Genomic DNA, 23,588 nt, shown 5'->3' on the forward strand with positions numbered 1-23,588 from the left:
CAGGTTGTGGGGGCGGTCCGGGACCGCCGTGGAACGGCGTCCCTCGGGGCCCGGCGCCCGCTCAGTCCTGGTCCTGCGGACGGGCGGGGCCGGAGGCGCCCTGTTCGTAGGCCTCGATGGTGCGGACGAACAGCGCGCGGTCCTCGGGCGCGAGCGGCTCGAAGGCGCTGCGCCAGGCGGTCGCGCCATTGGCCAGCCAGCCTTCGATGGCCGCCCTGGTCTCGGGCTCCTCGGTGATCGTGACGATGGTGCGACGGCGGTCCGCCGGGTCCGACTTGCGCTCCACCACGCCCTGCCGGCTGAGGTCGCTCACCATCAGGCTCACCGTGGTCGGCGCCACCTGGAGGCGCGCTGCCAGCTGCTTGACCGGCATCGGCCCGTCGAACACCAGGTAGGAGAGCATCGACAGGTGCCGGGGCGCCAGGTTCGCCGACCGGAGCCGCTCGGGCACCGGCGTGCGCTTGAGCCGTGCCGCCACCCTCGGCATGAACAGCAGCATCGCGCGGACCGCCTCGTCGGCGCTCAGACCGCCCCCGGTTGCTGTGGACATCCGCTCCGCCCCTCCTCTCGACGGCTCACACCGTACCGGAGCGGCCCTGGTCAGCGCCCCGCACGGGCTACGGATTGGTGGTGATGTCCGGGATGCCCGACGGCGACGGCACCGCGTCGAAGCGGAACACCTGGCCGGACTCGGCCGGATCACAGGCGAGTTGGACCACCGGCGTACGCGCTGTGGTGGCGGATCCGCCCGACACCGTCAGGCAGGCGCCGCTGTGCTGCGGCACGATCCGGAAGCCGCCGCCCGCGACGGCCTCCAGTCGGAAGCGCTCCGAGGTGCCGCGCCGGCCGCAGTAGTCGTCCCCCGCCGGAGCGGCCGGCCGGGTGCTGCCGTTCTCCACCCCCAGGCAGCCGTAGCCGAACACCGGGTGCAGCGACCGCAGTCGGAACACCCCGCCGTCCAGCGGCTCCAGGGAGTACACCGGGACGGCCTCGGCGCAGTCGGCCTGGAAGACGTGGCCCGCGCCCTCGTCCTCGCGCTCGGAGAAGCAGAGGCCCGAGTCGTCCGAGCGGATCCGGTAGGTGCCGGACGGCGGCGCGCCCCGCTCGGCCTCGTCCCCGTCCCCGCCCGAGTTCGCCAGCAGGTAGCCGCCGGCACCGAGCAGGGCGGCCGCCGCGACGGCGGCGAGGCCCAACAGCCGGGCACGGGGCCGCCGCGCGGGCACCGCCTCCGGTTCCCCGCCCGGCTCCCTCTCCGGTTCCGTGCGCGATTCCTTGCGCGATTCCCTGTCCGGCTCCCTGTCCGGCTCCTTGTCCGGCTCCGCCGCGATCCGGTGCCGCGCCGCGAGCCAGGCGTCGGTGTCGGCGTCCGCCCCGCAGGCGTGCAGGAAGGCCAGCAGGACCTCCGGCCTCGGCAGCGCGTCACGCCGCAGCAGATCGGCCACCGTACTGCGCGGCAGCACCTCGCCACGCTCGGCCGCCCGTTCCTCCAACTGCCGGAAGGACAGCCCCGACCGCTCCTTCAGCCCACGCAGCAGCGCCGCGAACTCCCCCGCGTCCCGGGCATCCTGGGGCTTCGCCCCTCCCTGCCCGGGATCCCTCCCCTGTGACCCGTCCCGGTCCTGGTCCCGCATGCGCCAGATCCTCCCCGAGCCCCGCCCTGCCCGGCAAGTGCACGTCCGGCCGAACCGACCCGCGTGTCCCGGACACCCCGCCCGACCTGGCAGGACGGCTCCCCGGCCGTCCGGGACGGTCCGACTCCCTGGCGCCGCGCCTCGCCGTCCGGAATCGTCCGGACCCATGCGCCGGGCGGACGCCGTCACGGGGGCGGTCGACCGCCCGGCGCCCGGGACGACCGCCCCCGGAGGACACCGGTCCGCCGACACCCCCGCGCAGCCCTCCGATCAGGCAGAACCTCGAAGTCCTGCCGGAGTACTAGGGTTTCGGAAGAGGCCTGACGGCTCCGGCTGGGCACCCGACCGGCCGGACGGGCCCGAGCCGAGGGGTGTGGTGACGGTGGCGATGCGGGAGTACCCGCTGGTGGGCGGGCCGGTGGAGGTCCGGGGTGCGTTGGACCTGGAGAGGACGCCGGCGGGGGTGATGCCGCGCCGACTGCCGGCGTGGACCAAGGAGCAGTACCAGGACCCGTCGGTCTACGGGGGAACGCTGATGCCTTCGGGGGTGCGGCTGGTGTTCCGCACCGATGCGCGGGTGGTCGAGTTCGAGGTCCTCACCTCCACGGGGCAGCTCGACGGCGACCCCGGGCCCCGGCCGACCGGGTTGCTGGAACTGATGGTGGACGGTGCTCTCGCCGGGCGCCGACGGGCGCCGCTGGGTCATGTGGTGCGGATGGCCAGCCCCGGGGCCGAGCAGCAGCTGATACCGGGTAAGCCGGGAACGGCGCGTTTCGCCGGGCTGCCGGCCGGCATGAAGAACATCGAGCTGTGGCTGCCGCAGCAGACCCCCACGGAGCTGGTGGCGCTCCGTGCCGACGGTGAGGTCCTGGCCCCCCTGCCCTCCGACGGCCGGCCCCGCTGGGTGCACCACGGAAGCTCCATCAGCCACTGCCTCGAAGCCGACGGCCCCACCGGCACCTGGCCCGTGGTGGCGGCGGCGCTCGGGGGCGCGGAGGTGACCAACCTCAGCCAGCCGGGCAACGACATGCTGGATCCCTACGTCGCCCGGACGATCCGCGACCTGCCCGCCGACCTGATCAGCCTCAAGACGGGCATCAACATCGTGGCCCGCGCGGCCTTCCGGCTGCGGACGTTCGGCCCGGCGGTGCACGGGTACCTGGACACGATCCGGGACGGCCACCCGGACACCCCGCTGCTGGTGATCTCCCCGGTGAGCTGCCCGGCGCTCGAAGCGCGCCCCGGCCCGACCGGCGTGGACCGGGACGGGCGGATCACGGCGCTGGGCGACCCGGCCGACCTGGCCGGTGGGGCGTTGTCGCTCCAGGTGGTCCGTGACGAGCTGGCAAGGATCGTGGCGGTCCGGCAGGCACACGATCCGAACCTGCACCACCTCGACGGACGCGAACTGCTCGGGCCGGCCGATGTGGACGACCTTCCCGACGGCCTGCACCCCTCTGCCGCCGCGTACCGCCGGATGGGCGAACGCTTCGCCGCCCACGCCTTCTCCGACGGCGGCCCGTTCCGCGCCCGCTCGCGTACCCGGCCGACCGGCTGAACTCCGGCCCGCCCGCATCGTCCGGGGCCAGGAGGCGAAGTCCTGCCGGCGCGCTGGAGCGCTGACCCCCGGTCCACAGAACCCGCCGCCCTCCGGAGCGGGAAGTCGGCCCGCCCGACTTCCCGCTCCCGCCGCCTCAGTGCGCGGGGGTGGGGTGGCTGAGGAGGTGGCCGGCGGGGGTGGTGGTCAGGAGGTGGCCGGTGTGGGAGGTGAGGGCGGTGGTCGGGGGGAAGGGGGTGGTGGGGGTGAAGGAGGGGTGGGGGGTGGTGGTCGGGGGGCGGGTGGTGAGGCCGGTGGGGGTGGTGGCGTGGAGGCGGCCGCCCAGGACCGCGAGGGTGGTGGCGCCGGCGGCGGGGCAGAGGGGGTGCCAGGGGGCGTCGGGGTCGGTGGCGGGGCGGTGGTGGAGGGTGTCGTCGTGCGGGGTGACGGCGAACAGGGTGCCGTCGCACATCGCGAGGGCGGCCGTGCCGGGCGGGGCACTGCCGACCGGGGTCCAGGGGGCCGGGCCGGGGACGGGGTCGCGGACGAGGAGGCGGTCGTCCTCGGTGACGGCGAGCAGGGCGAGCGGGATCGGACCGGCGGCCTCGCGCGGGGCGGTGAGGCAGCGGATCCGCGGGGCCGGGCCGGGCGTCGGCGGACACGGCGTCCACGGGAGGTTCTGGTCCGACGGTTCCCGGTGCAGCAGGGTGGTGCCGTCGGCTGCCACCGCGAACAGCAGCCCCTCGCAGGCGGCGAGCGCCCGGACGCCGTCCGCCCGGCCGACGACGTGCCGGCCCGGCACGGGCCCGGCGCCGCCGAGGCGGTCCAGCACATTGCGGGTGATCCGGTCGACCACCGGATCACCCAGCGCCCGGCCCCAGTTGATGGTGGCGGCGTTGAAGACGGTACCGGCGCCGAGCCGGAACACGCCCATGGTCGCCCAGCCGCCCTGCCCGTAGCGGCGCCAGTGCCGGAGGTCGGCGGTGGCGAGCACGGCGAAGGAGCGCGGTGTGCCGTCCCGGCCGGTGGCGCGGGGCACGCCGGCGGTCCAGTCGAGTTCGGCGGCGTCGGTCTCGTAGCCGAGCGAGCCCCGCGCGAACGCGTCGCCGTCGGCGAGCCCGGTGCCCTCGAAGACCCAGTGCTCGGCGAACCGGACGGTGTAGGACTCGCGGCCGATGACGGCCATGCCGTCGCCCCAGGCGCCGGCGCCGTTGCGGAAGCTGACGCCGGTCATCGCGTTCTCCGGCCGGTCCACCGGGGAGCTGGACCACTCGACGGTGGTCCGGCGCGGGTCGGTGGCGGTGACCGGGTCGGCGGCGGCGTCACGGTGGCACACCATCGAGCGGCCGCCGTCCGGCCCGTCCTCGATCCGGATCTGCCACCAGGCCGTGTTGGCCGCGAAGAACGCCAGGTTGCCGCCCCGGCGGGCGAACTCCTCCACGCTGTCGCGCATGCCGGCGGACCAGTACTCGTCGTGCCCGTTGACCACCAGCAACCGGTAGCGGGACAGGGATTCGGCGAAGGAGCGGTCGTCCAGGTCGAATCCGGAGCAGTACTCGACGGGGTACCCGGCCCGGGGCAGCCAGCGCAGCAGCGGCGCCTCCCAGCGCTCGGGCGGCGGCCCGCCGCCGGGGGCGTCGAGCCGGACGCGGGCGGCGCGGCCGGGCTGCTCGGCGTAGTAGAGGCCCCGGCCGGGCTGGCCGGCCCGGTGGTAGGCGCGCCAGGTGGCGAACGGGATCGAGACGAGAGTGCCGGAGCCGACCCCGGGACGGGCGGCGCGCACGACGAACCAGACCTCGTGCTCGGCGTCGCGCTCGGGCGCGGGCTGCTCGGGGCGCTCGTCGTGGAAGCTCGCCCGGTAGAGCGAACTCGGCCAGTGCGCGGGGACGTCGAGGTCCCAGTCGGTGACGTCGGAGAGGGCCGCCTTCAGCCGCACCTCTCCGCTCACCTCGTCGGTGACGACGACCCGGCCGCGCAGCGGACGGCCCTCGACGCCCCGGCCGCCGAGCCGGAAGCCCAGCCGACCGCCCTGCACGCAGGAGGTCGCCCCGGCACTCGCCAGCGGACGCGGCACGAGGTCGGCCGCCTTCACGAGAGCCGTTCCAGCAGGCCGGGCAGCGACGCGAGCCGGGGCGGGGCGCCGGCGGCGGAGGCGACCACCAGTTCCTCGATCGCCCGCAGATGGGCGTGGATCGCCGCCGGCGGCAGGTAGGCGGTGTCGGCGGTGAGGGTGACGGTGAGCGCGGAGTCGTCGCCGGTGAGGTGGAGGCAGTACCGGCAGGCGACCAGCTCCTGGGTGGCCGGGAAGTCCAGCACGGTGCTTCGGCGGAGTCCGTCCAGCTCCTCGGCGGTCGGCGACTCCGTGGCGGACAGCGGGCGTTCGACGAGCCGCATGTCGTTGAAGCAGCAGTACGGATGCACCTCGGTACCGCGCTCGCCGGCGATCCGGGCGAGCAGTGCGTCCCATTCCACCGGGTCGTAGGCGGCCGCCCGGTAGCCGGCCAGGGCGGCCCGCCAGGCGGTCGGCAGCAGGTCGGTGAAGACGGCGCCGCCGTCGAGGTCCTCGGGCAGGTCGAGGACGACCAGGGCGTCCTGGGAGAGCGTGCTGACCAGGTCGCGGTGGTCGGTCGCGGTCCGGTTCCCGGCGATCGGCATCACGGCCGCCGCCGGGTGGCCCCGGTCGGCGGCGACCAGGGCCGCACTGGCGGCGAGCAGCACGGTGGAGCCGCTGACCCGGTGGACGGCCGCGAGCGCGTCCACCGCCCGGGGCAGCGCCGCCGACACCAGCCGGCCGGTCCAGAAGCGAGGCGAACGCGGCTCGGCGACCCGGTCGGCGAACATCGTCGGCGGCATCCGCCGCAGGTCGGCCTCCCAGCGGGCGAGCGCCGCCGCGCCCCGGCGGCGCCCGGCCGGGCCGTCCTGCTGGTGCGCGAGGTCGTACGGGGTGACGGCGGCGGGCCGGCCCGCCGAACCCCGGCGGACCAGCAGCCGGAGGTCGCGGACCAGCACCTCGGCGCCGTGCCCGTCCGAGGCGAGGTGGCACAGGGCGAACACGGCGTGGGTGATCCGCCCGCCGCACCGCACGGCGCCGAACCGGACGGGCCACTCCCCCGCGTAGTCGAAGCGCCGCCCGGTGAGGTCGGCCAGCAGTTCCTCGGCGGCCTCGCCGGCCCGGTCGGGGTCGGGCTCCTCCCGCACCTCGACGACGGTCTCCCCGTCCGCGAAGAGGAGTTGGCCGGGTTCGCCGTCCGCCCCGAAGGCGAGCCGGGTGCGCAGCGCCTCGTGCCGGGCGACCAGCGCGGCGACGGCGTCCGCGAGCCGGGGCCCGTCGACGGGCGCGCCGCGGTCGGCGAGCGGGAGGATCCGGCCGAGGTTGAAGTAGTGGTCGTTGGGCGCGGTGCGGCCGATGGCGTGCCAGATGGCGCGCTGGCCCCAGGTGAGCGGGGCCCGCCCGGACCGGGTGCCCGTGAAGGGGACGGTGAGGCCGGGGCGTACGGCGGTGGTCGCTCCGTTCATCCGGCGTGCTCGTGCAGTCGGGCGGCGAGGGCGGTCAGGCCGGCGGCGTGCAGGGCGGGGTCGCCGAGGTCGATCAGCACCTCGAACTCCTCCTCCAGGCTGTCGGCGAGCCGCAGCAGGGCGAGCGAGGAGACGCCGAGGGCCGTCAACGACTCCTCGGAGGCGAGGAGTTCGGCGACGGAGAGCTGCCCGTCGGTGGCGGCGCAGACCAGCTCGGCGAGACGGCCGCGAACGGGGGCGAGGTCGGCGGGGTCGACGGAGGTGGTCATCGGGCGCTCCCGTCCGCCTGCTCGGCGAGGCGGCGGCGCAGGCTGAGCGGGCGGATGTCCGGCCAGACGCGGTCGACGTGCTCGCCGCACTCCTCCTCGGTGCCGGCGAACCCCTCCGCGCGCCAGCCGCCGGGAAGCGGGGCGGCGGCGGGCCAGAGGGCGTGCTGCTCCTCGTCGTTGACGACCACCAGGTACGGGGCCTCGGCGCTCGCGGGGTTGCTCACGGCGTTGCTCACGGGGTTCACTCCTGACGCAGGTCGGACACGGCGGCGGCGACGCCGCGGGCGGTGGGGGTGTCGAAGAAGACGTCCAACGGGACGGCTACGCCGAGCTGTTGGCGGATCCTGGCGGCGATCGCGGTGATCAGCAGCGAGTGGCCGCCGAGGTCGAAGAAGTCCTCGTCGGGGCCGAGGTCGTCCAGCCGCAGCACCTCGCGCCAGATGGCGAGGACGGCGGTGGTGGTCCCGTCGAGTCCGGTGGGCTCCGGCTCCGCCTCGGCCCGCTCGACGGCCGGTTCGGGCAGGGCCGCCCGGTCCAGCTTGCCGTTGGGCGTGAGCGGGAAGGCGTCCAGGACGGTGTAGCTGCCCGGCAGGACGGCGGCGGGGAGGGTGGCGGCGAGGTGCGCGCGCAGTTCCTCGGCCGTGGGCGCGCCCGGACCGGCGGGGACGACGTAGGCGGCGAGGCGGCGGTCCCCGTCGGCGCCGGACAGCGTGGTGGCGGCCTGGGCGACGGCGGGGTGATCGGCCAACCGGGCCTCGATCTCGCCGAGTTCGATCCGGTGGCCGCGCAGCTTGACCTGGGTGTCGGCGCGGCCGACGAACTCCAGTCCGCCGCCGGGCTGCCGTCGCACCAGGTCGCCGGTGCGGTAGAGGCGGGAGCCGGGCGGCCCGTACGGGTCGGGCAGGAAGCGCCGGGCGGTCAGCCCGGGGCGGCCCCGGTAGCCGTGCGCGACGCCCGCGCCGCCGAGGTACAGCTCGCCGGGGAGCCCGTACGGCACCGGCTGGAGGTGCTCGTCGAGCACGTAGGCGCGGGTGTTGGCGAGCGGTTCGCCGATGCTCACCCGGCCTTCGGGGGCGGCGGGTTCGGCGAGGGTGGACCAGACGGTGGTCTCGGTGGGGCCGTAGACGTTGACCAGCCGGGCGGTGGCGGCGGCGAGGGCGGCGGCGAGCGGGGCGGGCAGGGCCTCGCCGCCGGTGAGCGCGGTCAGGCCGCGACCGGACGACGCCAGGCCCGCGTCCAGCAGCACCCGCCAGCCGCTGGGCGTGGCCTGGACGTGGCTGACCCCCTCGCTCGCGACGAGGCCGAGCAGCGCGGGCCCGTCCCGGTGGGCGCCCTCGGGGGCGAGGACGACGCGGCCGCCGGTGATCAGCGGCAGCAGCAGTTCGACGGTGGAGATGTCGAAGGAGAGCGAGGTCAGGCCGAGCCAGCGGTCCTCGGGGCGGGCGCCGAGGAGGTCGCGCAGGCTGCCGAGCAGGTTGGCGAGCGCTCCGTGCGGCACCTCGACGCCCTTGGGGGTGCCGGTGGAGCCGGAGGTGTAGAGCACGTACGCGGGGTGGTCCGGCGAGGGCCCGGCGGGCAGGTCGGCGGCGGCCGAGGAGCCCACGAGGTCGCCCGGCGCGAGGTCGCCCGGCGCGGACGGCTCGCGGGTGATCCGCAGCGCGAGGCCGGAGTCGGCGCGCAGGAAGGCGAGCCGGTCGGCGGGGTACTCCGGGTCGAGCGGCAGATAGGCCGCACCGGCCGCCAGCACCCCGAGCACGGCGACGAGTTGGTCCCGCCCTCGCGGCAGGGCGATGCCGACCAGGGTGCCGGGCCCGGCGCCGCGCCGGGTGAGCGCGGCGGCGGCGTCGGCGACCAGCCGGGCCAACTCCCGGTAGCGGTACTCGACACCGTCGGCGACCAGCGCGACGGCTTCCGGGGCGGCGGCCGCGCGGGCGGCGAACAGCGCGGGGACGGTCGCCTCGGCGAGGCCGGGTTCCGGTGCGGGTGCGGCGAGTTGGGCGTCCCGCTCGTCGGCGCCGAGCAGCGGCAGGCGGCCGACCGGGGTGGCGGGGTCGGCGAGGGCGCCGTCCAGCAGGGCGGCGAGGTGAGCGGCGATCCGCTCGGGGGCGCCGGGCCCGAAGGCCTCCGTCCGGTACTGCAGGCTGACGTCCAGCGAACCGTCGGCGTCGACGAGTTGGAGGTGGACGAGGTTGCGGGCGGTGCCCGCGAAGCCGATCCAGCGGACGGCGGCGGCGAGGCCGGGGCCGAAGTCGGGCTCCGGCGTGCCGGAGGGGCGGCGGCGGTAGCTGACGGAGAGCGGGGTGAGCGCCGTGCGCGGGGTGAGGCCGCGCACGGCCTGCCCGAGCGGGACGTCCCGGTACGGGTACAGGCCCCGAAGCCCGGCACGCACCGCGAGCGCGAGTGCGGCGAACGACTCCTCCGCCGACGGCGCGGTGAACAGCGGGAGTTCGTTGACGGCCAGTCCGACGGCGACCGGCTCCCCGGGACGGCGCACGGAGAGCTCGACGGCCGTGGCCGGCGCCAGGTTTCCGTACCGCAGCAGCAGCGCGTGCCAGGCGGCGGTGAGCAGTTCGAAGCGGGTGACGCCCAGCCGCTCGGCGGTCGCGACCAGCGCGGCGTGCCGGTCGCCGTCGAGCCGGAACCCGACGCAGGCCCCGGGTCCGGGCAGGGTGCCGGGGGCGGCGCCCGGGTCGGCGACGGTCCGCAGCCCGGGCAGGACCGGCGGACCCGGCTCGCGCCACCGCCCGTCCCAGTAGGCGGTGGCCGCGGCGGACGGCCCGCCGCTCGCCGCCGCCCCGCCCACCGGGGCGAGCGCCTCGCCCCGGTGGGCGGCGGCGAGGTCGGCGACCAGCCGGTCCTTGGACTCGCCGTCGAAGGCCAGGTGGTGGGCGGTGACCAGCAGGACGTGCCGCTCGGCGCCGGTCCGGTAGAGGGTGAACCGGGCGAGCGGCCCGGCCGCCAGGTCGAAGCGGGCGGCGCTCTCGTCGGCGAGCAGCTTGCCGAGGTCCTCGTCCGGGCACTCGACGGTCCGCAGGCCGGGCGCGGGACCGGGCCGTACCCCGGGGCCGTCGGGGTCGATCCGGCCGGCCAGCACGGGGTGGTGCCGGACCACCCGGGCGCAGGACTCGGTGAGAGCGGCGGCGTCGAGCGGCCCGGTGAACTCGACGGTGACGGCCAGGTGGTAGGCGGCGCCGGCGTCGAGGGTCTGCTCGGTGAGCCAGATGCCGTGCTGGGCGGGGTTGAGGGCGGTGGTCATCGGGTGGCCTCGCTGGTGGTGGGGAGGGTCTGGCCGGCCGTGGGTGGCGCGTCCTGGGCCACCAGGCCGCGCAGTTCGCGCTTGAGCACCTTGCCGCCCTCGTTGCGCGGCAGCGTCTCGCGGTAGAGCACGGTGGCCGGCAGTTCGTGCGCGGCGAGGTGGCCGAGCAGGAAGGTCCGCAGTTCGGCGGCGCTCGGCGGCTCGGCGCCGGGCGCGGCCACCAGCACGGCGGCGACCACGGAGCCGAGCACGGGGTGCGGGACGCCGAACGCGGCGGCGTCGGCGATCAGCGGGTGGGCGTGCAGGGCGTTCTCGACCTGGAGCGTGGAGACCTTGTGGGCTCCGGACTTGACGACGTCCTTCTCCCGGTCGAGCAGGTGCAGGAAGCCGTCGGCGTCGATCCGCCCGAGGTCGCCCATGCGCACCCAGGCGCCCTGGAAGGTCGCCCGGTCCCGCTCGCCGAGGTAGCCGCGCGGCGCGGTGGGCGAGCGCAGCCACAGCTCGCCCGGCTCGCCGGCCGGCAGCGGGCGGCCCTCGGCGTCGGTGATCCGCAGGTCGGCGAGCGAGGCGGGCCGGCCGGGCGAGTCGGGGTGCTCGGGGTCGAACAGCAGGGTGATCTGGGCGGGGGCGGCCTCGGTGGAGGTGTAGTAGTTGGTGATCTGGGCCCGAGGGAAGGCCCGGCTGAGCGCCAGCGCGACCGGCTGGGGCAGCGCGGCGGCCGTGGAGCCGACCAGCCGGACGCCGCTCACGTCGGCCTTGGCCAGGGCCGCGGAGGCGAGCAGTTCGATGGCCATGGCGGGCACCAGGAAGACGCTGCCGACGCCGTGTTCGGCGATCAGCCGGACGAACCGCAGCGGGGTGAACTGCGGGGCGGCGACGCAGGTGGCGTGCGCGTTGAGCGCGTTGACCAGCATGGTCTGCCCGGCGTTGGTGCCGACCGGGAAGGCGTGCAGGAAGGTCTGCGAGTGCCGCAGCGGGCGGCGGCGCTCGTCCAGGGTACAGCCGTACGCCAGGTTGGCGTGGGTGGCGGTGACGCCCTTGGGGGTGCCGGTGGTACCGGAGGTGTAGAGGATCTGGGCGGGTGCGCCGGGGTCCACGGGCGGCAGGTCCGGCTCGGCGGGGTGGCCGGCCGCGTCGGCCTCGGTGAGCGTGCGCACGCCGGCGGCGTCCGGGGCCTCGCCGGTGTGCAGCAGGAGCGCCGCGCCGGAGTCGGCGAGGGCGTGGGCGGTGACGGCAGGGGCGAGCCGGTCGGAGAGCGGGACGGCGACGCCGCCGGCCCGCAGCACCGCGAGGTGGGCGACGGCGTAGGCCGCCCAGTCGGCGGTGCCGTGGCGCAGGGCGACCCGGTCGCCGGTGCGCAGTCCGGCGGCGCGCAGGGCCACGGCGAGGGCGCCGGAACGGGCCTGCCAGGCGCCGAAGGAGAGCCGGTCGGCGCCGTTGACGACGGCGGTCCGCTCGGGGTGGGCGGCGGCCCGGTGGGCGAGCAGCGCGGGCAGGCCGGAGGGGGCGGCGCGGTTCACACGGCCTCCCGGGCGGCGTCCGCGGTGGTGCCCTTGACGGCGTCCGCGGACCTGCGGGCGGCGGCGGCCCGGGCGCGCTCGCGCAGGCCGACCAGGTCGTCCGGCTCGGCGTCCGGCACCTCCCGGTCGAAGCGGGCGAGCGAGGGCAGCCGCAGTCCGACGGCGACCAGCACCAGCATGGCCAGCCCGAACAGCACGTACATCAGGGCGATGCCGCGCCCGGGCCCGGTGCCGATCAGCGGCCCGAAGACGGGGGCGAGCGCGCCGTCCGGCTCCATCAGCGGGCCGAAGACGGCCGAGCCGAGCGGGGCGATCACGCCGTGGCCGAGCGGCAGGGTGGACCAGGCGACCAGGGTGTTCAGCGCGAACACCCGGCCGTGGAACCGCTGCGGCACCTTGACCTGGACGATCGTCGAGTAGACGCCGTTGACCAGGGAGAGCGCGAAGGACATCCCGAACGCGCCGGCGGCGATCACCCAGAGCCCGGCGTGCAGGCCGGTGGCGGCGCCGGCCAGGGCGAGGACGGCGGCCAGGCCGAGCATGCCGCGCAGCCGGTGGCGGCGCGGTCCGCCCCAGAAGCCCATCGCGATGCCGCCGAGCAGCGCCCCGGCGCCGCCGGCGACGGCGACCCGGGCGGCGCCGTCCAGATCGGAGAAGGCGAGCACCATCGGGGTGGTGAGCAGGAACAGCGGGGAGAGGAAGACGTTCAGGCCGGCGAACCAGAGCAGCATGGAGCGGAAGCCGCGCTGGCGCCAGGAGTAGCCGAAGCCCTGCTTGATCTCCTCGACCAGCGGTTCGCGCCTGGTCCACGGCAGGGTGCGCGGGAAGCGCACCGCGAGCAGGATGCCGACGGCGATGGTGTAGCTGACCACGTCGATGATCAGGATGCCGCGCAGGCCGATCCCGGCGAGCAGCGCGACCGCGACCAGCGGGACGACGAACTGGGCTGCTCCGAAGGCGAGTTGGACGACGCCGTTGGCGTGGCCGAGGTACTGCTTGGGGACGATCTGGGGCACCGCGGAGGCGTAGGCGAGGCGTTGGAAGGTGAGCGCGACGGAGAGCACGCCGAGCAGTACGTAGACCTGCCAGGAGTGCAGTTGCCCGGCCAGCAGCAGCGCCAGCATGGCGGCCTGGGTGGCTCCGGCGGCGACGTCCCCGGCGAGCATCACCTTGCGCCGGTCCAGCCGGTCGACCAGGGCGCCGGCCACCGGGCCGACGACGATGCCGGGCAGCATCGCGATGACGGCGTAGAGCGCGTAGCGGGTCATCGACCCGGTCTCCAGCAGGATCCAGATCGGCAGCGCGAACTCGGTGAGCGCCGAGCCGGTGATGGAGGCCAGCTGCCCGGCGGCGACGGCCAGGAAGCGGCCCATGCTGGGCTGCGGCCCCTCGTCCGCCGCGGGCTCCGCCGCCGTCTCCTCCTCGGTGGGAGCAGGCGGGCCGGTCTCGCCGTGGAACCACCAGGAGCTGTCCGGGCCGCGCGCCGGCAGGGTTTCGGTCCGCCCGTCGAGGACGGCGCGGTGCACGGTGGTGACGGCCTCGACGACCTCCGCCGCGCGGTACTTGACGAAGAAGTGCCCGCCCTGGTCGAGCACCGCGACGGCGGAGCGCTCGGCGAGCAGCAGCCATTCGCGGTACCGCTCCTGGTAGAAGTCGGCGGCCGGGTCGTGGTCGCCGACCAGCGAGACCAGCGGGGCGCGCAGCCGGGGCGCGCCGGCGGAGACCTCCTCGATGGCCCGGGTGAAGTACGCCTCGGCGGCCTTGGAGTCCTGGCGCATGTTGCCGACGATGAACCGGATCTGCTCCTGGTCGAGTTCGGAGGTGTCGACGCCCATGCCGGTGAGCCAGTTGAGGTAGACCCGGTCACCGAGCAGCGGTTCCAGGGCGGCGATGCCGCTGAGCGCGGTGAACACCTTGCTGCGCGGCTTGGCGAACGGGAACTGGGCGCCGGCGTAGACGGCTTCGAGCTCCCGGCCGGAGGCCTCCAGCAGCCGGGCGGTGGCGACGGCGAGGGCGGTGCCGACGCCGCAGTGGCCGTAGACGACGACCGGGCCGTCGACCCGCTCGCGCACCTCGGCGGCCAGCTGTTCGGCCAACTCGTCGAAGGCCAGGTGCTGTTCGGTGACGCCGATGTCGTGGCCGGGGATCGCGACGGCCCACAGTTCGGTGTCGGCGGGCAGCAGGTCGGCGACCGGCTGGTAGACGACGGCGCTGCCGCCGCCGTAGGGGACGCAGACCAGGGTGAGCCGGCGGCGGTCGGCCGGGACGGGCCGGGTGAGCCGGTGCAGCAGGCGGCGCGGGCCGCGGTCCTGCTCGTCGAGCGTGGCGAGGGCGGCGAGGTCGTGGACGGTGCGGCAGGTGAAGAGGTCCATCACGCTGACCGGGCGGGCGCCGGCCTCGGTGAGCCGCTTGCGGGCCTTGGCGACGACCTGGGTGGCGAGCAGCGAGTGGCCGCCGAGGTCGAAGAAGTCCTCGTCGGTGCCGACCTCGGGCAGGCCGAGCACCTCGGCCCAGATCTCGGCGAGCACCCGCTCGGCCTCGGTGGCCGGCTTGGCGGCGCCGGCGTCCCGGCGGACCTGCGGGGCGGGCAGGGCGCGGCGGTCGAGCTTGCCGTTGGGGGTGAGCGGCAGGGCGGGCAGGACGGCGAAGGCGGCGGGGACCTGGTGGTCGGGCAGGGTGCGCTTGAGGGTGGCGCGCAGCGCGGCCGGGTCGGGCTCGTCGGCGCCGGGGGCGGGGACGAGGTAGCCGGTGAGCCGCTTGTCGCCGGGCCGGTCCTCGCGGACGACGACGGCGGCATCGGCGATGCCGGGCTGGGCGCGCAGGGCGGCCTCGGTCTCGCCGGGTTCGATCCGCAGGCCGCGGATCTTGACCTGCTGGTCGATCCGGCCGAGGTGTTCGAGGGTGCCGTCGGGGCGGCGGCGGGCGAGGTCGCCGGTGCGGTAGAGCCGGGCGCCGGGCGGGCCGTAGGGGTCGGGGACGAACCGGGCGGCGGTGAGGCCGGGGCGGCGGTGGTAGCCGAGGGCGACGGCGGTGCCGCCGATGTGGAGTTCGCCGGGGGCGCCGGGCGGGACCGGCCGCATCGACGGATCCAGCACGTACAGGCGGGTGTTGTCGATCGGCAGGCCGATCGGGACGGTCCGCAGCGGGCCTTCGCACTCCCAGGAGGAGACGTCGACGGCGGCCTCGGTGGGCCCGTACAGGTTGGCGAGCGCGCAGCCGGGCAGGCGGGTGGTGAACTCCCGCGCGGTGTCCGGCGGCAGGGCCTCGCCGCTGCACACCACGCGGCGCAGGGTGGTGCAGCGTTCGACGCCGTCCTCGGCGAGGAAGACGGTGAGCATGGCGGGCACGAAGTGGGCGACGGTGACGCCGGCGCGCACCATGAGGTCGCGCAGGTAGCCGGCGTCCTTCTGGCCGCCGGGCCTGGCGAGGACGATCCGGGCGCCGGTGATCAGCGGCCAGAAGAACTCCCAGACGGAGACGTCGAATCCGGCCGGGGTCTTCTGCAGGACGCGGTCCTCCGGGCCGATCCGGTAGGTGTCCTGCATCCACTGGAGGCGGTTGGCGATGGCCCGGTGGGTGTTGGGCACGCCCTTGGGGCGGCCGGTGGAGCCGGAGGTGTAGATCAGGTAGGCGGTGTCGTCGGGGGTGGGCCCGGCGGGCAGCGGGGTGCGGGCGCGGACCTTGGGCCACTCGCCGGGGTCGTCGAGGAGCAGGACGCGGGCGGTGCAGCCGTCCGGGATGGGCAGCCGGCGCTGGGTGAGCAGGACGGGCGCGCCGCTGTCGGCGAGCAGGAAGGCGAGCCGTTCGGCGGGGTAGTCGGGTTCCAGCGGGGTGTAGCCGGCGCCGGTGCGCAGCACGCCGAGCAGGCCGGCGACGAGTTCGGGCGAGCGTTCGGCGCTGATCGCGACCAGGCTGCCGGGGCCGACGCCCTCGGCGGCCAGCCGGACGGCGATCCGGTCGGCGGCGGCGTCCAGTTGACGGTACGTCATGGTCGCACCGTCCTCGAAGGCGACGGCGACGGCGTCGGGGGTGCGGGCGATCTGCTCGGCGACCAGCGCGGTCAGGGTGGCGGCCGGGCGGGGGTTCGCGGTGGCGTTGAACCGCTCGACCTCGAAGGCCCGTTCGGCCTCGGGGAGGTCGTCGAGGGCGGACAGCGGGGCGTCCGGGCGGTCGGCGACCGCGGTCAGCAGCCGGCCCAGGTGCTCGGCGAGGCGGGCGATGTCGGCCTCGGCGAAGAGGTCGGTGTTGTAGTTGAAGGAGCCGAGCAGCCCCTGCGGCCACTCCTGGAGGAAGAGTTCGAGGTCGAACCGGGTGCCGCTGGCGCGCACGCCGAACGGCTCCACGGCGATGGGCAGTTCACCCGAGTCGGCGCCCTCGCGCTGGACGGCGTAGTTCTGCACGGCGAGGACGGCCTGGAAGACCGGCGGGCGGCTGACATCACGGGTCACCTTGAGCTCGGTGACCAGCTGGGCGAACGGCAGTTCCTGGTGGGCGTACGCCTCCAGGCAGGTGTCCCGGGTGCGGCGCAGCAGGTCGGTGAAGGAGGGGTCGCCCTCCAGTCGGGCGGGCAGCGCCAGCACGTTGACGAACATGCCTACCAGCGCTTCGAGTTCGGGCTCGGGGCGGCCGGCGATGGGCGAGCCGACGGCGAAGTCGCGCTGGCCGCTGAACCGGGCCAGCAGGGCCTGGAAGGCGGCTAGCAGCACCATGTAGACGGTGGCGTCGTGGCGCTTGCCGAGTTCGGTCAGCCGGTCGAGCAGCGTGCGGTCGACCTCGAAGCCGTAGCCGGCGCCGTCGAAGGTCTGGCGCGGCGGGCGCGGGGCGGCGCAGGCGAGTTCGAGGGGTTCGACGCCGGCCAGTTCGCGGGCCCAGTGGGCGACCTCGGCGGCCAGCCGGTCGCCGCTCAGCCGCTCGCGCTGCCAGATGGCGAAGTCGCCGTACTGGACGGCGAGTTCGGGCAGCGGGTCGGGGCGGCCTGCGGTGTACGCGGCGTAGCCGCGCAGGACCTCGCCGAGCAGCACCTCGCTGGACCAGCCGTCGCTGACGCTGTGGTGGACGACGAGCAGCAGCACGTGGTCGTCGGCGGCGAGCCGCAGCAGGTGGGCGCGCAGCAGCGGGCCGCGCTCCAGGTCGAAGGGGACGGCGGCGGCCTCGTCGACCAGCCGTTCGGCGTGCGCGGGGTCGGCGGCGTCGGCGAGGGTGAGGTCGGCGGGTCCCGGCGGGTCGATGACCAGCAGCGGGCGGCCGTCGTCGGTGGCGGGGTAGCGCGAGCGCAGGGTCTCGTGCCGGGCGAGGGAGGCGTCCAGGGCGCGGCGCAGGGCGGGGACGTCGAGCGGGCCGCGCAGCCGGCGCACCACCGGGATGTTGTAGGCGGCGGTGCCGGGGGCGAACTGCTCCATGAACCAGAGCCGTTCCTGGGCGTAGGAGAGCGGCACGGGCGCGTCGGCGGCGCGGCGGGCGATGGTCTGCCGGGGGGCGGTGCGGCTGCGGAGGCGGCGGCTGAGCAGTTCGCGCTTGGCGGCGGTGAGCCCGGCGGGGGAGGAGGCTGCGGAGGCGACGGAGGAGGCGGCGGAGGAGGCGGCGGAGGACTCGGCGGCAGAGCCGGCGGCGGGCCCGGAAGGAGTGGGCGTGGGGGCGGTTTCGGTGCTCATGACGGCGTTGCGGTCCCTTCCAGGGCGTCCTGCGCGGCGAGCAGTTCCTCGGCGTCGGCGTCGGACAGCGCGTCGAGTTCGGCGACCAGGGCGGCTTCGACGGCGTCGGCGAAGGCGGCCACCGTGCGGTGGGTGAAGAGGGTGCGCAGCGGCACGGCGAGGTCGGCCGTGGCGCGGATGCGGGCGACGACCCGGGTGGCGAGCAGGGAGTGGCCGCCGAGGTCGAAGAAGTCGTCGTGGACGCCGACCCGGTCGAGGCCGAGGACCTCCTGCCAGACCTCGGCGACCAGCTCCTCGGCCTCGGTGCGCGGGGCGAGGTAGGCGGCGCGCAGCTCGGGTCGGGTGTCGGGGTCGGGCAGCGCGCGGTGGTCGAGCTTGCCGTTGGGTGTGAGCGGCAGCGCGTCGAGGACGAGGACGGCGTTGGGGACGAGGTGGGCGGGCAGGGTGGCGGCGAGCGCGGCGCGCAGGTCGGCGGGGTCGGGCGCGGTCGGTCCCGAGGGCACGACGTAGCCGAGCAGCCGGTCCGCGCGGGCGAGGACGGCGGCCTGGCCGACGCCGGGCTGGGCGAGCAGCGCGGACTCGACCTCGCCGGGTTCGACCCGGTAGCCGCGCACCTTCACCTGGGTGTCGATCCGGCCGAGGAACTCCAGCGCGCCGTCACCGCGTCGGCGCACCAGGTCGCCGGTGCGGTAGCGGCGGGCGCCGGGCGGGCCGTCCGGGTCGGGCACGAAGGCGCGGGCGGTGGCGCCGGGACGGCCGAGGTAGCCGTCGGTGACACCGGCACCGCCGACGACCAGCTCGCCGGGGGTGCCGGGCGGCACGGGCCGGCCGTGGCGGTCGAGCACGGCGACGGTGGTGCCGCCGATGGGCCGGCCGATCGGCGGGCGCCGGGCGGTGTCGGCGGCGCCGAGCTCGGCGGTGGTGGCGATGACGGTGGTCTCGGTCGGCCCGTAGGAGTTGACCAGCCGGACGGTGTCGCCGAACCGGGCGCGCCAGGCGGCGACGGCCTCCGGGCGGACCTGGTCGGCACCGAGGATGAGCAGCCGCAGGCTCGTCGGCCAGGGCGTGGCGTCGAGGTCGGCGACCAGCTGGTGCCAGTACGGGGTGGGCAGGTCGAGCACGGTGAGACCGGCGGCGGTGGGCTCGGCGAGCTGGTCGGGCAGTGCGGCGCCCGCCTCCGCGACGACCAGTGCGGCGCCGGCGGCGAGGGCCGGGAACACCTCCTCGGCGCAGGTGTCGAAGGAGAGCGAGGCGTACTGCAGGACGCGGTCGGCGGCGGTGAGGCGGTAGCCCTCGCGCATCCAGGCGACCCGGGCGGCGAGCGCGCGGTGCGGGACGAGCACGCCCTTGGGCGTGCCGGTGGAGCCGGAGGTGTAGACGACGTACGCGGGGTCGTCCGGTCCTGCGGCGGCGCCGGCGGGCGGGGCGTCCGCTCCCCCGGCGACCGCTCTCCCGGTGACCGTTCCCTCGGTGACCGTTCCCTCGGTGACCGCGAGCACCGGCACGTCGGCCGGCAGTCCGTCGACGGGCGCGCCGTCGGCCGTGACCAGCGCGGTGGCACCGCTGTCGGCCAGCATGAAGGCGAGCCGGGCGGCCGGGTACTCCGGGTCCAGCGGCAGGTAGCCGGCGCCGGCCCGCCAGGCGGCGAGCATGGCGACCACGGCGTGCGGCCCGCGCGGCAGGCAGAAGGCCACCAGGTCGCCGCGCCGCACGCCGGCGGCCGCCAGTCGCCCGGCCAGCGCGCCCGAGGCGGCGGCGAGCGCGGCCCGGGTGAGGCGCGCGTCCCGGCCCTCGACGGCGAGCGCGTCCGGCTGCTCGGCGGCCGCCAGGTCGATCGCGTCGAGCACGGTGGCCGGGTGCGGCGGCAGTGCGGGCCCGGCCCCCCCCGGCCGCCGCGTCGGCGAGTTCCTCCGCGTCGAGCAGCGGCAGCAGGTGGACCGGGGTGTCCGGGGCGGCGAGGGCGGCGCGCAGCAGGGTGTCGAAGCGGCGGCCGAGCCGGACGGTCCACGACTCGTCCAGCAGGTCGGTGCGGTAGCCGAAGACGGCGTGCAGGTCGTCGCCGTCCGGGCGGACGTCCAGGGCGAGTTCGAACTTGGCGGCGGTGTGGCCGCCGTCGATCTCGGTGCAGCGCAGGTCGGCGAAGGCGTGCTCGCCGAGGGCTCCGCCGCTCTGGGTGTGCACGGTGAGCAGGGTCTGGAAGAGCGGGGTGCGCCCGGGGTCGCGGTCGGGGCGCAGGTCCTCGGCGAGCTGCTCGAACGGCACCCGGCCGTGGCCGAGCGCGCCGAGCCAGTCGGTGCGCACCCGGCGCAGCAGGGTGTCGAAGGTGGGAGCGCCGGCCAGGTCGGCGCGCATCACCAGGGCGGAGGAGAAGTAGCCGACGGTGCGTTCGCTGTCGACGGTGGTGCGGGCGGCGGTGGGCACGCCGACGCAGAAGTCGTCCTGCCCGGTGCAGCGGTGCAGCAGGGCCTGGTAGGCGGCGGCCAGCACCATGAACGGGGTGAGCCGGCGGGCGCGGGCGAAGGCGTCGAGTTCGGGGCCGAGGCCGCGCAGGATCCGGGTGTGGAAGGCGCCCGCGCTGCCCGGTTCGGCGGGCCGGGGCCGGTCCAGCGGCAGGTCGAGGGCGGGTGCGCCGGCGAGCCGTTCGCGCCAGTGGGCGAGCGCGTCGGCGGCCTCGGGACCGGCGAGCCAGGCGCGTTCGGCGGCGGCGTGGGCCGCGTAGGAGGGCGGGGCGGGCAGTTCGGGCTGCCGGCCGTCTGCGCGGTGGGCGGCGTAGCGCTCGGCGAGTTCGGTGCGCAGCAGGCCGAGGCTCCAGCCGTCGGCGACGATGTGGTGCAGCACCAGGCAGAGCACGTGCTCGTGCTCGCCGGTGCGCAGCAGGGCGGCGCGCAGCAGCGGTCCGGCGGCGAGGTCGAAGCCGCGGTTGACGCGTTCGGCGAGGGCGGCGGCCACCTCTGCCTCGGACCGTCCGCGCAGGTCGGCGAGGTCGAGCGGGACGGGCGCCGGTTCGTCGACGACGGCGGCGGGCCGGCCGTCCTCGGCGGGGAAGCGGGTGCGCAGCGCCTCGTGCCGGGCCACCACGCCGTCGAGGGCGGCGCGCAGCGACGGCGTCGACGGCTCGCCGGTGAGGCGCAGCACCAGCGGGATGTTGTAGGAGGGGTCGCCCGGGTCGAGCTGGTCGAGGAACCAGAGCCGTTCCTGGCCGACGGTGAGGGCGGTGGGCGGCGCGGGCTCGGCGGTCCGGCCCGGCTCGTGGACGGACTCCTGGGCGGTCGTGGGCATGACACTCCTCGGCACTCGCCTCACGGCGGGGCGGACGGTTCTCGGACACGGTCCGGCCGCACGCCCCGTGGGGTGGGAGGGAGTAGCGCGCTCGGCTGATCGGCGGCGGGCCCCCGTATGGCCGCCGCGGCGCGATCATGCTAGGTAGCCGCCACAGGGAGCGTCAATGGTCTGGACCAGCTTCACCGGTGGGACCACGGTGACCAATGGGACGAGTGGGGACGCCCCGGGGCAACCGGATCGGTCGGGGTCGACGTACTTCCCGAGGAGGAGGAGCACGCCGCCGCGTTCCGACCCTGGTCTGAGCATGAACACGACCTCGCGCCGACCGGACGGACCCGACCGGCCTCCTACGCTCGAAGTCGATCACCGGACACAGCCCCGGTGACCAGCGACGACGGGCCGGACGCCGGCCACCCGACGACGGACCGGGAACGATGACCACCTACCGCCACACCCTCGCCGAACTCCGCGGGCAGCTGCGCCAGCTCGTCCTCAGCGGAGCCGCCATCGCCCTCGGCGTGGCCTTCCTGATCGCCTCGGTCAGCGGCAGCGGCGCCCTCGTCGACTCCTTCGGCCAGAGCGCCGCCGCCGAGGTCGGCCCCGGGGACGTCCAGATCACCCGCCCGGCCGGCGGCGGCGCACTCGACGCCGCCACCGCCGACCGCGCCCGCCAGGTGCCCGGGGTCGCCGCACTCGCCCCGCGCCTCACCGGCCGCGGCACGCTGCTGACCGCCGACGGCCGCCCGCTCGACGCCGACGCCGTCGTCAGCTCCGTCGCCGCCGACCCCGCCCTGCGCTGGCAGCTGCTCAAGTCCGGGCGGTGGCCCGCCGGACCGGGCGAGGTGCTGCTCGACGCCGACACCGCGCGGCGCCTCGGCGTGCGCCCCGGCGCGGACGTCCGGCTCACCCGGGACGACGGCACCCCCGCCACCGCCCGGCTCACCGGCACGCTCGACGGCCGCGGCGCACCCAGCCTGGCCGGACACCCCGTCATCGGCGTACCCGAGAGCGCCGCCGCCCGGTACGCCGCCGGCTCCGTACCGGAGCGGTTCGACGTCCGGCTCTCCCCCGGCACCTCCGCCACCCGCGCCGTCGACGCGCTGCGCGAGGCGCTCGGAGCCACCGGCACCGCCCCCGAGGTGCACACCCGCGAGGCCTCCGTGCGCGAGGCCACCCGGCAGAGCGGCACCCTGTACGGCGTGGTGCTGGTCGCCGCGCTCTCCTTCGTGCTGATCGCGCTCGCGGTCGCCCGGATGGTCGTCGGCAACACCTTCACCGTCGTGCTCGCCCAGCGCACCCGCCGGCTGGCACTGCTGCGCTGCGTCGGCGCCGACCGGGCCCAGGTCCGCCGGATGATCCGCCGCCAGGGCCTGCTGCTCGGCGCGGGCGCCTCCACCGCCGGGGTGCTGCTCGGCCTCGGCGTCTGCGCCGCCGCCCAGGCCGTCGCCGCCACCGCCGACCTCGGTCCGGTCCACCTCTCACTCACCCCCTCACCGCTGGTCTGCGCGCTCGCCGCGCTGTTCGGCGTCCTGCTCACCCTGCTCGCCGTCCGCGGACCCGCCAGAGCCGCCTCCGCCGTCCCGCCGATCGCCGCGCTCGACGGCGGCGCGCACGGGCCGACGGCCGGCTCGGGCGCACGGCTGCGGGCCACCGTGTGGGCGGTGTTCCTGCTGGTGGGCGGCGGCGCCCTGGTCGCGCTCGGCACGCTCGCCGCACCGCCGCTGTCCCTGCTCGCCGTCACCGTCGGCGCCATCGCGAGCTTCTTCGGCGTGCTGCGGCTCGCCCACCGGCTGCTGCCCGCCGCCGTCGCCCTGCTCGGCGCCCCGGCCCGCCGCCTCGGCGGCACCGCCGGCCGCCTCGCCACCCGACAGCTGCGCCGCAACCCGCTGCGCACCGGCGCCACCGGCTCCGCGCTGCTGCTCGGGGTGACCGTGATGGTCGGTGCCGTCACCGCCCTGGACATCACCTCCAACTCGCTGGTGCCCCTGGTCTCCGCCCGCCAGCCAGGCGTGTTCTCGGCGACGAGCGCCACCGGCGGCGCCGTGCCCGCCGGAGCGCTCACGGCGCTCACCGGGGAGCGTGAACTGTCCGTCACGCCGGTGCGCTCCGCCACCGTCCGCATCGACGGCCGCGACACCGTCGTCGCCGCCGACCCCGCCCGGCTCAACCCCGGCACCGACGACCTCGACCGCGCCCGCGCCCTGACCGACGGCGCCGCCCTCAGCGGCCTCGACGGCGGCCACCCCGCCACCACCCTGCGCGTCGAACCCGGCCGCAGCACCCTCCCGTTCACCCTCCAGAGCGGCGCCACCCTGCTGGTCACCCCCGCCACCCTCGACCGGCTCGCCCCCGGCGCCCCCACCACCACCCTCTGGATCACCCCCGCCCCCGGCACCGACCGCCCCACCGCCCGCCGCACCATGGACCGCGCCCTCGCCGCCCACCCGCGACTCACCATCACCGACACCGCCGCCCAGGCCGAGACGCTGCGCTCGCTGCTCGACCGGATGATGCTGATCTCGATGGCCCTGCTCGGCTTCTCCGTCGTCATCGCCGGCCTCGGCGTCGCCGCCGCGCTCGTCCTCAGCATCAGCGAACGCTCCCGCGAGATCGGCATGCTGCGCGCCATCGGCATGTCCCGCACCCAGCTGCGCCGCATGCTCACCCTGGAGGCCCTACTGCTCTCCCTCGCCACCGCCCTGCTCGGTACCGCCCTCGGCATCGGCTACGGCTGGGCCGCCGCCCGCTCCGTCACCGCCTCCCTCGGCACCCTCGGCGGCCCACCCGTCCTCCCCGTCCTCGCCGCCCTCACCCTCACCGTCCTCACCGGCCTCACCGCCGCCGTCCTCCCCGCCCGCCGCGTCGCCCGCATGACCGCCATCACCGCCATGCGCACCACGTAGGCACCGCCCCGGCCCGGCCCGCC

At 76.5% G+C, this 23,588-nt stretch carries 11 protein-coding genes and 1 pseudogene; 2 read left to right on the top strand and 10 right to left on the bottom strand.

Annotated features, from left to right (window positions below; all coding sequences use genetic code 11):
• Window positions 1-61: 61 nt before the first annotated feature.
• Both ACFU74_RS10475 and ACFU74_RS10480 read right to left on the bottom strand, forming a co-directional pair.
• Window positions 62-550 (bottom strand): MarR family winged helix-turn-helix transcriptional regulator, encoded by a 489-nt coding sequence (locus tag ACFU74_RS10475; RefSeq protein WP_380754787.1) that lies wholly within the window; start codon window positions 548-550, stop codon window positions 62-64.
• A gap of 67 nt (window positions 551-617) precedes the next feature.
• Window positions 618-1,631, bottom strand: a complete 1,014-nt coding sequence (locus tag ACFU74_RS10480; protein ID WP_380754790.1) for an RICIN domain-containing protein — start codon at window positions 1,629-1,631, stop codon at window positions 618-620.
• A gap of 388 nt (window positions 1,632-2,019) precedes the next feature.
• Here ACFU74_RS10480 and ACFU74_RS10485 point away from each other — a divergent pair, with 388 nt between their 5' ends.
• A complete protein-coding gene (locus ACFU74_RS10485; RefSeq protein WP_380754793.1) occupies window positions 2,020-3,189 on the top strand; it encodes a GDSL-type esterase/lipase family protein in 1,170 nt (389 codons plus the stop codon).
• A gap of 136 nt (window positions 3,190-3,325) precedes the next feature.
• On the opposite strand, the gene ACFU74_RS10490 is transcribed toward ACFU74_RS10485, so the two are convergent.
• The 8 genes and pseudogenes from ACFU74_RS10490 to ACFU74_RS10525 form a co-directional block, all read right to left on the bottom strand.
• Window positions 3,326-5,203 (bottom strand): N,N-dimethylformamidase beta subunit family domain-containing protein, encoded by a 1,878-nt coding sequence (locus tag ACFU74_RS10490; RefSeq protein WP_380754892.1) that lies wholly within the window; start codon window positions 5,201-5,203, stop codon window positions 3,326-3,328.
• A gap of 53 nt (window positions 5,204-5,256) precedes the next feature.
• Window positions 5,257-6,684, bottom strand: a complete 1,428-nt coding sequence (locus ACFU74_RS10495; protein WP_380754794.1) for a condensation domain-containing protein — start codon at window positions 6,682-6,684, stop codon at window positions 5,257-5,259.
• Entirely contained in the window at window positions 6,681-6,953 is a 273-nt protein-coding gene (locus ACFU74_RS10500) for a phosphopantetheine-binding protein (protein WP_380754797.1), read from the bottom strand. The genes ACFU74_RS10495 and ACFU74_RS10500 overlap by 4 nt, the downstream gene beginning before the upstream one ends.
• Window positions 6,950-7,189, bottom strand: a complete 240-nt coding sequence (locus ACFU74_RS10505; RefSeq protein ID WP_380754798.1) for an MbtH family protein — start codon at window positions 7,187-7,189, stop codon at window positions 6,950-6,952. Before ACFU74_RS10505 ends, ACFU74_RS10500 begins: the two co-directional genes overlap by 4 nt.
• A 5-nt stretch (window positions 7,190-7,194) precedes the next feature.
• On the bottom strand, window positions 7,195-10,209 hold the full coding sequence (locus tag ACFU74_RS10510) for an amino acid adenylation domain-containing protein (RefSeq protein ID WP_380754801.1): 3,015 nt from the start codon (window positions 10,207-10,209) through the stop codon (window positions 7,195-7,197).
• The gene (locus tag ACFU74_RS10515; RefSeq protein WP_380754802.1) at window positions 10,206-11,729 is read right to left on the bottom strand and encodes a class I adenylate-forming enzyme family protein; all 1,524 of its coding nucleotides are present in this window, start codon (window positions 11,727-11,729) and stop codon (window positions 10,206-10,208) included. Before ACFU74_RS10515 ends, ACFU74_RS10510 begins: the two co-directional genes overlap by 4 nt.
• Window positions 11,726-17,380 carry an amino acid adenylation domain-containing protein gene (locus tag ACFU74_RS10520; RefSeq protein ID WP_380754804.1) on the bottom strand — a complete coding sequence of 1,885 codons (5,655 nt, stop codon included), beginning with the start codon at window positions 17,378-17,380 and terminating at the stop codon, window positions 11,726-11,728. The genes ACFU74_RS10515 and ACFU74_RS10520 overlap by 4 nt, the downstream gene beginning before the upstream one ends.
• Window positions 17,377-20,659, bottom strand: a pseudogene (locus tag ACFU74_RS10525) (amino acid adenylation domain-containing protein). Before ACFU74_RS10525 ends, ACFU74_RS10520 begins: the two are co-directional and overlap by 4 nt.
• Window positions 20,660-21,096: 437 nt before the next feature.
• Between ACFU74_RS10525 and ACFU74_RS10530 the strand changes: the two are divergent.
• Window positions 21,097-23,565 carry an ABC transporter permease gene (locus tag ACFU74_RS10530; protein ID WP_380754807.1) on the top strand — a complete coding sequence of 823 codons (2,469 nt, stop codon included), beginning with the start codon at window positions 21,097-21,099 and terminating at the stop codon, window positions 23,563-23,565.
• Window positions 23,566-23,588: the final 23 nt, after the last annotated feature.

Origin of the sequence: Kitasatospora sp. NPDC057500 (assembly GCF_042802195.1) — a bacterium.
GTDB lineage: Bacteria > Actinomycetota > Actinomycetes > Streptomycetales > Streptomycetaceae > Kitasatospora.